Source organism: Gilliamella apicola (assembly GCF_000599985.1).
GTDB classification, from domain to species: Bacteria; Pseudomonadota; Gammaproteobacteria; order Enterobacterales; family Orbaceae; genus Gilliamella; species Gilliamella apicola.
Map to the genome: position 1 here is coordinate 1201241 of NZ_CP007445.1, position 12655 is coordinate 1213895.

Annotated in this window: 9 protein-coding genes and 1 pseudogene; 9 read left to right on the forward strand and 1 reads right to left on the reverse strand. The window is 33.8% G+C overall.

Translation table 11 applies throughout. The annotated features are described in order from the left end of the window. Window positions 1-191: 191 nt before the first annotated feature. From hutW to GAPWK_RS05425, 8 genes and pseudogenes are all read left to right on the forward strand, one after another. Window positions 192-1496, forward strand: a pseudogene (gene hutW / locus GAPWK_RS05395) (heme anaerobic degradation radical SAM methyltransferase ChuW/HutW); the annotation flags it as partial. Between the two features lie 126 nt (window positions 1497-1622). Further along, a complete protein-coding gene (gene hutX / locus GAPWK_RS05400) occupies window positions 1623-2129 on the forward strand; it encodes a heme utilization cystosolic carrier protein HutX (protein WP_025315247.1) in 507 nt (168 codons plus the stop codon). A 12-nt stretch (window positions 2130-2141) separates the two neighbouring features. Further along, window positions 2142-2780, forward strand: coding sequence for an NAD(P)H-binding protein (locus GAPWK_RS05405; RefSeq protein ID WP_025315248.1), 639 nt, complete (start codon window positions 2142-2144; stop codon window positions 2778-2780). A 47-nt stretch (window positions 2781-2827) separates the two neighbouring features. Further along, window positions 2828-3814, forward strand: coding sequence for a FecCD family ABC transporter permease (locus tag GAPWK_RS05410; protein ID WP_038517246.1), 987 nt, complete (start codon window positions 2828-2830; stop codon window positions 3812-3814). 16 nt (window positions 3815-3830) lie between these two features. After that, window positions 3831-4604 (forward strand): heme ABC transporter ATP-binding protein, encoded by a 774-nt coding sequence (locus GAPWK_RS05415; protein ID WP_202961692.1) that lies wholly within the window; start codon window positions 3831-3833, stop codon window positions 4602-4604. A gap of 86 nt (window positions 4605-4690) precedes the next feature. Then, window positions 4691-5692 carry a zinc transporter ZntB gene (zntB, locus tag GAPWK_RS05420; protein WP_038517249.1) on the forward strand — a complete coding sequence of 334 codons (1002 nt, stop codon included), beginning with the start codon at window positions 4691-4693 and terminating at the stop codon, window positions 5690-5692. 606 nt (window positions 5693-6298) lie between these two features. Then, the gene (locus GAPWK_RS15505; RefSeq protein WP_407919854.1) at window positions 6299-6448 is read left to right on the forward strand and encodes a GNAT family N-acetyltransferase; all 150 of its coding nucleotides are present in this window, start codon (window positions 6299-6301) and stop codon (window positions 6446-6448) included. 48 nt (window positions 6449-6496) lie between these two features. Next, a complete protein-coding gene (locus tag GAPWK_RS05425) occupies window positions 6497-8386 on the forward strand; it encodes a DNA topoisomerase III (RefSeq protein ID WP_025315252.1) in 1890 nt (629 codons plus the stop codon). Between the two features lie 112 nt (window positions 8387-8498). Here GAPWK_RS05425 and GAPWK_RS05430 read toward each other — a convergent pair whose 3' ends face one another. Beyond that, the gene (locus GAPWK_RS05430) at window positions 8499-9152 is read right to left on the reverse strand and encodes a hypothetical protein (RefSeq protein WP_025315253.1); all 654 of its coding nucleotides are present in this window, start codon (window positions 9150-9152) and stop codon (window positions 8499-8501) included. Between the two features lie 702 nt (window positions 9153-9854). On the opposite strand from GAPWK_RS05430, the gene mgtA reads away from it, so the two are divergent. Then, a complete protein-coding gene (gene mgtA / locus GAPWK_RS05435) occupies window positions 9855-12563 on the forward strand; it encodes a magnesium-translocating P-type ATPase (protein WP_025315254.1) in 2709 nt (902 codons plus the stop codon). Window positions 12564-12655: the final 92 nt, after the last annotated feature.

Below are 12655 nucleotides of genomic sequence, written 5' to 3' on the forward strand. Positions count from 1 at the left end.
CAAGCTGGAAAGATTTGAGAAATAGCTCGAAAAATTGAAGAATTATAAAGAAAATGAATTAAAAAACACTTTTTTGTAAAAAAATAATAATATATATATCAACATATTATAAAAATGGTTAATAAAAGATATTGATAAATGAAAATAATTATTATTTAATTTTGCAGTTTATTTATTTAAGATCGGTTGTTATGAAATCATTAGATGTCAGCGCTTTTTTTGCTCAAAACGCGACTTTACCTTTTAAAGATCGTTGGGCTGTTATGCCTTTGCAGGCAAGTATTCCATTATCACCTCATGAAGTTACTTCTCAATGGGACATAATTCAATCAACCTCTCTAAATGGGAAAAAAAGATTGATTTATATTCATATTCCTTTTTGTGATATACATTGCCAATTTTGTGGTTTTTATCAAAATCCATTAAGAAAATTTAATACTGAAACTTATATCAATTATTTATTAAAAGAGATATCGCTAGAAATTAATAATACTGCAATGCAATCAGCACCTATCCATGCCGTTTATTTTGGAGGAGGGACGCCTTCGGCTTTGGCAGCAGGGCAAATAGCACGCGTTATTCGCTATCTTAAAGAACATGCTCCGTTAGCGCCAGATTGCGAAATTACTGTTGAGGGGCGTATTTCTGATTTTGATGATGACCGCGTTGATAGTTATATTGAAGCGGGAGCGAATCGGTTTTCAATCGGTGTCCAAACATTTAATACTGAAATTCGTCAACGATTAGGTCGTGAATCAAATGAGCAACAAATTATCAGTAGCTTTGAACGTATTGCCGCTCGTGATAGTGTAGCGTTAGTTTGTGATTTAATGTTCGGTTTACCAAATCAAACCACAAAAACTTGGCAACGGGATTTAGAAATTGTTAATGAATTGCCATTAGATGGCGTAGATTTGTATTCGCTTAATCTTTTACCAACCACACCTTTGGCTAAAGGGGTTGAAAATAAGCGTATTGAAATACCCTCTATTACAGATAAAAGCAACTTTTATCATCAAGGCGCAGAATTTTTAGCTAAACAAGGTTGGGTACATTTGACCAATGCGCACTGGGCAAAAAATAGTCGTGAACGAAATTTGTATAATTTTCTGATCAAGCAAGGTTCCCATTTTTTTGCATTTGGTTCTTGTGCTGGTGGACGATTAGGTGGTCAGTCATTTATGATTCATCGTGATTTAAATCAATATTATACTCAGCTTGATGAAGGTAAAAAACCAATTATGATGTTGACTGGTAAACCAGTGATAGGCGAATGGCTTTATCAATTACAAGCAGGGATAGAAAAAGGGCGTGTTGATTTAACTAAACTGACTGAGCAATATCATCTCTTTGCACCTTTAATTAAACAATGGCATCAAGTAGGGCTTTTGGAAAACGAAGATTATTGTATGAGATTAACTTTATCGGGGCGTTTTTGGTCAAGCAATATAGTTCAAGCACTCCAGCAGTTATTGTTACAACTTAATAATCCCGAATATATTGAAATACAGAAAAAAATGGCTCAAGCGAGACAATCTATGAATAGTCATCCTAGAGTGGCTAAATCAAATACAGAAAAATCTAAACATCCACATCAAATTTCATAATTAAAGGATACTATTATGACAGAAAAACCAACACTTTTAGATAATTTAAATGCTTATATGAAAACAGATCCAGAAGAGTTATTAGAAAAAATTGCTCAAGATCATCATGTTACATTAACACAAGTTATTCAAGCTTTACCTGATGCGAAAATTGTTGATGGTAGTAATTTCGATGCGATCTGGGAAGAAGTTACAACATGGGGAGATGTGCTATTTTTAGTTCATACAGGTGATGTAATCGCTGAAATTTCTGGCGAATTACCAACAGGATCTCACAGCCAAAGATACTTTAATCTTCGTCATCAAAAAGGGTTAAGTGGACATATTAAAGCTGAACATTGTCAATATATTGCATTTATTGAACGTAAATTTATGAAAATGGCAACGGCTTCAATAATTTTCCTAAATCACACAGGACAAGCAATGTTCAAAATCTTTGTTGGTCGTGACGAAAAGCATCAATTAAAAGCCGATCAATTAGAAAAATTTCGTGCATTAGCAAAAAAAATTAATTCATTATAAGTTATTAACAAAATGCAGACATTATTAATTTTTGGTGTAAGCCCTAAACAAGGCACAGGTTATCAAATTGCACATCTAACCAAGCAATATCACCCGCAATGGCGTTGTATTGTATTAGTTCGTGATGCTAATTTTGCCAAACAATTGGCTAATCAAGGTATTGAAGCTCATGTTGGTGATGCAACTGATTGTGAATTAGTTAAAAAACTATGCGAATTAGCGGGTTGTGAAGCAACTATTATATCAACCTTAGGCGGCGAAACAGGTAATTATTCTGCTCAACGTGTGATTATCGACTGTGCTGAACAAACCGGAATTAAACAAATGATTCTGGTCACTTCTTTAGGTTGTGGTGATTCATGGGCCACGTTATCAGAACGTGCTAAACAAGCGTTTGGTCATGCTGTTCGTGAAAAGTCATTAGCCGAGGTTTGGTTGCAAACAAGCAAATTAAATTTCTTGATTTTAAGACCAGGTGGATTACGTGATGGTGAAATGACACAAAAAGCTGAGTGTTATTATCAACAAGAAGTACATGGTTTTATTTATCGTACTGATTTGGCGAAAATAATTATTAATAAAATTGCCAATCAACAGATTGATGATCATGCTTACAGTGTTGTCGATCCTAGCTTGAAAATAATTTATTAATTGGCTCAAGTTGAATGAATAAATTAATACAGATAAGAGGATAATGGGTGCGCAAGTATAGTCATCGTTCTTTGTTATGGGGATTATTTGCCATTCTATTGGTGCTAATTCTATTTTCTGCAAATTCAGGCGCATTAAAACTAACTCTTGATAAACTAGTGGATATGTCGATGGATGATCCTTTGTGGAACATTTGGTTAAATATACGTATGCCACGAATAATGTTAGCCATTATAGTTGGAATGGCATTAGCCACCTCTGGCGCGGTGATGCAAGGGTTATTTCGTAATCCTTTAGCTGATCCGGGCTTACTTGGCATTAGTAGTGGTGCGGCTTTAATGGTTGGGTTATCTATTTTGTTTCCTGCCATTTTTCCACCTATTATGGTCATGTATGGCAAAATGGTCGCAGCATTTGCAGGAAGCTTTTTTATCTGTTTATTAATTTATCTTTATAGCATAAATTCGCAATGTAATTTGGCTAAAATGGTATTACTGGGTGTTGCTATTAATGCTGTTATTGGCGCAGTTATGGGTTGTTTAAGTTATATTAGTGATGAAGCGCAACTGCGACAACTTTCTTTATGGTCCATGGGACATTTAGGTAAGGGCTCTTGGGATTTAGTTCTGGTTGCGTTATCACTTATTGTTCCCGCTTTAATTTGTTTATTTAAGCTTTCTCATCAACTTAATATTCTTCAGTTAGGTGATGAAGACGCTCATTATTTAGGTATTAAAGTGAGACGAATTAAGCAGTATTTATTATTACTATCTGCTGTACTCATTGGTACATCAGTGGCGGTTAGTGGGATGATTGCTTTTGTCGGTCTTGTTGTACCCCATATGATTCGATTGCGAGTCGGCGCTAATCATAGCTGGTTATTGCCGGGTTCAGCACTAGGTGGTGCTTGTTTATTGCTACTAGCAGATACCTTTGCACGTACTTTAATTGCACCTACTGAAATTCCTGTTGGACTTTTCACAAGTTTGATTGGTGGTCCTTATTTTATTTGGCTGATTTTAAGACATAAATAATAGATGGTATTTAATGATGTTAACTGCTGAACATTTAACTTTTGGTTATGCTAATCGCACTTTAATTAACGATGTGTCTTTGAACATAAAAGCCAGTGAAATTGTAATTATCATTGGTCCCAATGGTGCAGGTAAATCGACACTTTTACGCTTATTAACAGGTTATCAAAAACCAGCTTCAGGCGAATGTTATTTACTCAATAAACCGTTATCACAATGGTCTGAAATGCAATTATCTAAAATTAGAACCGTTATGTTGCAACAAAGTCAATTAACGTTTCCATTCAAAGTGAAAGAAGTGGTGGCAATGGGGCGCGCTCCTTATGGTAAGACCAATTTTGATCAAGCAGTGCAAGAAAGTATGCAACAAACTGATTGTTTAGAACTGGCAGACCGCGATTACCGCAGTTTGTCTGGTGGTGAACAGCAACGAGTACAATTAGCGCGAGTATTAGCGCAATTATGGCAGCCTGAACCTACAGAAAAATTGTTATTTTTAGATGAGCCGACTTCCGCTCTTGATCTATACCATCAACAACATACGTTAAGATTATTGAAACAATTAGTTAGCAAAGAAAAATTAGCAGTTTGTTGTATTTTGCATGATCTTAATTTGGCTGCTTTATATGCTGATAAAATTATATTAATTCATCAAGGTAGAATTGTTGAGCAAGGCACACCAGCGGATGTGCTAACGGTTGAAAAAATTCATCGATGGTATGGTGTTGAATCAGGGATTTTTAATCATCCTAATTATTCATCAATACCGCAAATTTATTTAAACCCTTAACGGTTAAATCTCGACAACCAATCATCCACTGCATTTTTAATCAAAATCAGTATATAATTAAGCAAACTTAATAAATGGGGCTGATGATGATTAACGAAAATAGTAATGGTTCTATTCTGGTTTCAGATCTACTAGCAGCACAACCTGTTTTTAGTTGCCAATTGGATGGAAAGGGCAAAGCAAATTCTTTGAATGACAAAACAGAAGCTTCAAAGACCCAACCTTACTGGATACATCTTGATTTTGCTAAAAGCGAAACCATAAATTGGATCAATCAAACAAATTTGATTCCTGATCTTGTCAAAAATGAATTGATAAAACCTAATCAATTTCCAAAAGAAATTCGTTGTGATACAGGGATTTTAGTCGTACTGAAAGGTGTTAATTTTACCCCAAATGAACTGCCCGATCCTATCGTCACTTTTCGTTTTTATATTACCGATAATTTAATAATCTCAACTAGGCATCAAAAAATAGATGCTATTATAAAATTAAAAGAAAATTTAGAAAAAGGAATTGGTCCCGTTGATGTTGCCGACTGGTTGATTCAGCTTTCTGAATTAATTTGTGATCAAGTTAATTTATCATTCGACGGAGTTCATAATAAAATTATTAAATTAGAAGACTTACTGTTAAATCAACGAATTTTTTCGCATAAAGAAATAGGAAGAGTCCGCAAACAACTTTTTGTATTACGTCGTTTACTTTCACCACAACGGGACATTTTTGTAAAAATTTCAACAGAACGAATATCTTGGATTGATGATAATGATCGCCAGCGATTGCATGATATTTCAAATCAGCAAAATCACTATGTTTCTGAAATTGACAGTTGTTTAATTAGAATTGGTTCAGTTATGGAGCAAATTAATAGCATTTTGGCTGAATCGACGAATAAACGCATTTATTTAATGTCACTATTTACCATTATATTTACACCAATTACTTTTATAACCAGCTTACTGGGTGTTAATTTGACCGGTATTCCTTTTAATGAAAATAAATGGTCATTTGTGGGGTTAATTTTACTGCTTATTGCGATTAGTATTATTTCAGTAATATGGCTTAAGCTCAAAAAATGGTGGTAACTGAAGTTATTTTTTTGTTCGATCAAGTTCATAATGGATTTTTATAAATTTGTTAATAAAAATTGCATTAAGTCGTTGTTTGAAAGTGTGACTCAAACATTCATTCATGTTTATTAGAAAAAATATATTGGATCTGTTTATACAGATAATCTATTGTAATCAAGTTCAGTTATGATTAATATTATCTGTTTATTTTTCTAGTAGACCAACTTAATCAGAATTTCCTTTGCAATATTCCAAAAATATAGTAATGATTGTGCCATTCTGTTCTCATTTATAAAGAATGGCAAATTTTAATAAAAATCTATACCAAAAAAATTATGATAAAGTAACGCATTATAGTTTCAATTCAAATCCATTATTTGGACATAACAAACTGAAATTAATTGTTTCAAAATTACCCAAAGATTATCAATTACAAACTATTGATTAGAATACTTATTAGCAAATTGTCAAACTTGAGTGACTAAAGACTTATGTAAAAATTTTATTTCATATTTTGAATTTGCAAAATCGGATTTATGATTCATTGTTATAAAATATAATGTTGTTTTTTTCTAAAGCATTATCTTATTTAGTATATAATGATAGTATTGAAGTAATATTATAGTAAAAGAAAGAGAAAAGGAACTTACACTGATTTGTTCTGCAAATGTACTTTTAGCCTGTTTGGATCGTCAAATATCACCAAATTGGGATGGACATAATCAGGCAGCTTTAAAAATCGTCACTGATTTAGGCTATATCTTAAAATAAACTCTATAATGCTTATGTCGTTTGGATTTATGATTAATACTTATTATTATGCAAACTAATCAATCTTTTCGTTTATTTATTGCCGAAAAGCCCAGCTTAGCTAGGGCTATCGCTGATGTATTGCCTAAACCTCACCAAAAAGGGAATGGTTTTATCCGAGCTAATAATGGTGATGTGGTTAGCTGGTGTATTGGGCATTTATTAGAACAAGCGCCTCCTGAAGTCTATGATGAACGTTTTAAAAAATGGTCTTTAAATGATTTGCCTATTGTTCCCGAAAAGTGGATATTAGTCCCTAAAGGAAGTACCGAAAAACAATTTAATATCTTGGTCGATTTGATTAAATCAGCCGATCAGATTGTGCATGCGGGGGACCCCGATAGAGAAGGGCAATTATTGGTGGATGAAGTGTTAAATTATTGCCAGCTTGCACCCGAAAAGCGTAAAACCATCCAACGTTGCTTAATTAGCGATTTAAATGCTAATGCAGTTGAAAAATCTCTTGAACAGTTGCGAAGTAACCAAGATTATGTTCCTTTATCAACTTCTGCATTAGCTAGAGCTCGGGCTGACTGGCTTTATGGGATGAATATGAGTCGAGTTTGTACGTTGGTAGGGCAAAAAAATGGTTATCGAGGCGTGCTGTCAATTGGTCGAGTGCAAACGCCTATTTTGGGATTAGTGGTAAGACGCGATTTAGAGATAGCTCAATTTGTACCTAAACCGTTCTATGAAGTGTTTGCCATTTTGCAAACCAAAAATAATGAAACATTTAAAGCTAAATGGCAACCGAGTGAAGCTTGCGAACCTTATCAAGATGAAGAGGGTCGAGTACTTGTTAAAGCATTAGCAGAAAATGTTTGCCAACGGATTAAAGATAAACCCGGTATAATTGATAAAGTAAGCAATAAAAAGAAAGAGCTTGCTCCACCAATGCCATTTAACCTGTCTTCTTTACAAATTGAAATGGCGAAAAAAAATGGTTTGAGTGCGCAAGAAGTACTTGATATTTGCCAATCATTATACGAAAAGCATAAGTTAATTACTTATCCTCGTTCAGATTGTCGTTTTTTGCCTGAAGAGCATTTAAAACAAATTAATGGTATAAAATCAGCCATTGAAAACAATTGTCCAGCGCTGCAAACAGCAATTGATAATGCTGATTTTTCATTACGTTCCAAAGCTTGGAATGATAAAAAAGTTGAAGCACATCATGCCATTATTCCTACCTTACGTAAAGCCAAAATGGACAATTTGTCCAATAATGAGCAGGCTGTCTATCAAGTTGTAGCAACCCAATATTTAGCCCAATTTTATCCTGCCTATAAATATTCTGAATTACAAATTGATGTTGAGATTCAAGGAGGGAAATTTATATCAAAAACCAATCAAATGCTTGATGAAGGTTGGAAAATTTTATTCAGAAATAAAAACATTCAAATCGATAGCGATGCAGATGATAACAACAATGGATTATTAACTAAGCTCATTAAAAAAGGGGAATGTGTCCAATGCATCGATACTGAACTGCTTAGTAAAGAAACTCAGCCACCAAGACCATTTACTGACGCTACGTTATTAGCTGCATTGACTGGGATAGCTCGCTTCGTAAAAGATCCTGAAATTAAAAAGATCCTACGTGAAACAGATGGTTTAGGTACTGAAGCTACGCGAGCAGGTATTATTGAGTTGTTATTTAAAAGGCAATTTTTAATTCGACAAGGTAAATCAATTCGTTCTACACAAATCGGGAAAGATCTGATTTTATCACTACCAGATATTATGTCCATGCCAGATATGACAGCGCATTGGGAATTACAATTAGATGAAATTAGTAAGAAATCGTTTTCATACCAACAATTCATGTATCAACTTAATTCATCATTATCAAATTTAATTAATCAAATGAAAAATGCACGATTGAATATTCGTTCTTAACCCTCATATTAAATTAATAGGATGAATTGCATTAACAAAAATAGCGTTCATCCTGTTTATTTATATCGCTTGGTTATCAATCGATTTGTTGATCAATTGTTTATTCTATCAATCATTCTAACGTATTGCTGTTTGCTTGTCTTTCTTCAATAATTTTAGCCAGTTCATTATTCGCTCTTTGTAAAAAAGTCTGATTTTTTAGAATGACCAAATAGGTTTTCAATCGTTTAATTGGATCGAGTGCAAAACGACATGTAATGAATAAAATAATAAAAATAGTCAAAATCGAAATGATGGCATTTACAATCCAAGGTGAACTAAAGATTCTATAAATATTAAATAGTAATAAAAAAAGTACAAAAATTAATATGATGCCGCTAAGCACAACTTCTTTAATTGAATAAAACGCTAGTGGTATTAGGCGATTTTTTTGGATAGTAAAATATTGAGTAAATAAATTTAGTTGTGTCAAATCAATAATATTATTTACGTCGGCATTAACAAGTGACATAGCAATATTCTCTTTTTCTATATCACCTGATTTATAAAAACAGATTTTATCCCAAAGTAATTTCTTTTTTATATTACTTAAGTAGTCACGTTGATACTTTGGTTGCGATGTTTTTTCTAAAATATCGGCATATTTGATTAGATTGTCGAAGTATTTATTGGATTTTGGCCTTTTGTATATAAAAGCAACACAAGAAAGTGTGAATATAATAACCAAATTGAACCAATTGTCATGGAGTAATTCTGAGATTTCCATTTCAATAAACCGTAATAATTAATCATATTAAAATTATATCTAATATCGGATAAAACGTGTATTAGTTTTATGCTAAATTTAAGTTTCAAGCAGCTTTACGTGCTGTTTTTAAGCGAACTCGGCATATTTTTTTGAAAGCAGGTTGACTTCTTTTTGTGAATAGCGTATAACTTGCCCGCCTTGGAGCTTTTCTTTCTTTTTTAACTATTAAAGCGGTTTAAAAATGAGGGTGAAGAAAAGTTGAAATCCAAAGGGTAGAGTTCAATTTACAGGAGAAATATGGACACTCAATCGGGTCACCCCAAACAGTGGGGAGATAAATTCAAACACATCATTGTCGGTTAATGAACCTGTCTAAATAGTTATTTTTTCAGTTCACGAGCCGAAATTGATAAAAACGGTAACGGTGAACGATATGCAGTTTTCTACATGCTATCACTCAAATTCTAAACATCATTGCGCCCTTAAAGTGCTTCTAAGAGTATTATATCTTACAGACAAGCATTTAGAGCCACCAAGTTGTATCTAACACTTAACTAATTTTAATTTTTCTAAAATTTTATTGTATGCCAAGCATTAGCTTGAATGGCTAGTTATTGCTTTGCGTTTAGATTTTAGCCAATAAGAACTGATATATACCTAGTTATGATTAAACTTAGGAATAGGTTCCTTTTGTCTAAAAAGTATGGATAGGTACAGACTATGACTAAAAAAACATCTAAAGTAAAGACAGAAAATACTTCAAACATAAAAGCACTTAAAGAGGCTCAAAACAGTCTTGATAACATTTTATCTAATTTCCAATCAAGTCTTTCTGGATTAACTCAAGAAAGTGCAAAATCAAGATTAGAACAATATGGAAAAAATGAAGTCGCTCGTGAAAAAGTACCTTCTGCTTTCACTCAATTACTATTAGCTTTTAAAAATCCATTTATATTTGTATTGTTGACATTAGCGGTAGTTAGTTTTGTTACTGATTACTGGTTACCACTACAAGGGGGTGAAGAGACTGATCTGACTGGTGTTATTATTATCCTCACTATGGTGACACTGAGTGGGATATTACGTTTTTGGCAGGAATTTAGATCAAACGAGGCTGCTGAAGCTTTAAAATCCATGATTAGAACGACTGCAACGGTATTGCGCCGAACGCATAAAGATATGAGCCCAGAACGCATTGAAATACCATTGAGTGAAATTGTACCAGGTGATATTGTTTATTTGTCAGCAGGCGATATGATCCCCGCCGATATTCGTTTGATTGAATCACGCGATTTATTTGTTAGCCAAGCTGTATTGACAGGTGAATCAATTCCTGTTGAAAAATATGACACATTAGGTGCTGTAACACAAAAAAACAGTGACAATGTTGATACTACCGATATCGATAAAGATAATGTATTGGATGTTAATAATATCTGTTTTATGGGCACTAATGTAGTGAGTGGAACAGCAACTGCTATTGTGGTAGCGACTGGTGCTGATACCCATTTTGGTTCGTTAGCAAAATCAATAGTAGGGTCGAGAGCCGAAACTTCATTTGATCGTGGGGTGAATAGCGTAAGTTGGTTATTGATTCGCTTTATGTTAGTAATGGTTCCTATTGTTTTATTAATAAATGGGTTTACGAAAGGCGATTGGGGAGAAGCTGCATTATTTGCTTTAGCTGTTGCGGTTGGTTTAACTCCTGAAATGTTACCAATGATCGTTAGTGCAAACCTTGCCAAAGGTGCTGTTGGGATGGCGAAGCGCAAAGTTGTTGTGAAACGTTTAAATGCCATTCAGAACTTTGGTGCAATGGACATTTTATGTACTGATAAAACTGGTACATTGACTCAAGACAAAATTATTTTAGAACACCACTTAGATATTAATGGGCAAATTGATCCATCTGTTTTACAACTAGCATGGCTCAATAGTTACTATCAAAGTGGAATGAAAAACTTAATGGATAAAGCTATCATCCGTTTTGCAGAAGAAAAGACCAGTGTGAAAAAAGTAGGTAAGGGTTTTTATAAAAAAATTGATGAATTACCCTTTGATTTTGTTCGTCGTCGCTTATCTGTTGTTGTTCAAGGCAATGATGATAATCATCTAATGATCTGTAAAGGTGCCGTTGAAGAAATGCTATCAATTTCGGATTTTGTTTATGAAAACGGAGAATATTTGCCATTAGATGAAAATCGTAAAAAAGCATTGATTGAATTGGCGCATAACTATAATAAAGATGGTTTTAGGGTATTAGCTGTTGGTATAAAGGACATTCCAGCTACCCAGACTAAAACGCAATACAATGTTCAAGATGAAAAAGCTTTAGCGATTCGTGGATTTTTAACTTTCTTAGATCCGCCAAAAGAGAGTGCTTATGAAGCTATTTCAGCATTAAACGAACATGGGGTTGGCGTGAAAGTGTTAACAGGTGATAATGAAATAATCACCATTAAAGTCTGTCGTGAAGTAGGTTTAGAACCTGGTATTCCTTTACTTGGTACTGAAATTGAAACAATGGATGATGCAGAGCTAAAAGTACAAATTGAACAACGTACTATTTTCGCCAAATTAACACCGTTACAAAAATCACGCATAATTCGTTTATTGCAAGAAAATGGTCATACCGTTGGGTTTTTAGGTGATGGTATTAATGATGCGCCTGCATTACGTGATGCTGATGTGGGGATCTCAGTTGATACCGCGACAGATATTGCCAAAGAATCGGCAGATATTATCCTTTTGGAAAAAAGCTTGATGGTATTAGAAGAAGGTGTTATTTGTGGTCGTGAAACTTTCGGTAATATCATGAAATATCTTAACATGACGGCGAGTTCTAACTTTGGTAATATATTCTCAGTATTAGTAGCTAGTGCGTTTTTACCGTTCCTGCCAATGCTAGCAATACATTTACTTATTCAAAACTTGCTGTATGATATTTCACAACTCTCCTTACCATGGGATAAGATGGATGAAGAGTTTTTACAAAAACCACGTAAGTGGGATGCACGAAATATTGGACGTTTTATGATTTGGATAGGGCCTACATCGTCTATTTTTGATATCACAACGTATGCACTAATGTGGTTTATATTCGGTGCTAACAATATTGAAGCGCAATCACTGTTCCATTCTGGTTGGTTTATTGAAGGATTGTTATCACAAACTCTCGTTGTGCACATGCTTAGAACACAAAAAATTCCGTTTGTGCAAAGTACAGCTGCATTTCCAGTTATTGTGATGACAATGCTAATTATGGCAGTAGGTATATATATTCCATTTTCACCATTAGGTGGATTAATTGGATTACAACCATTACCTTGGTCATATTTCCCATGGCTATTAGCAACTTTATTTAGCTATTGCTGTGTTGCTCAATTAATGAAACGTATCTATATCAAGCGTTTTGGGCAATGGTTTTAGCTTTATTGATGACTATATAAGTGATGATAATTTCACTTATATAGTAAAATTATATCTTGAAATTTTATTTATTAAAAATATCTTGTGAATCA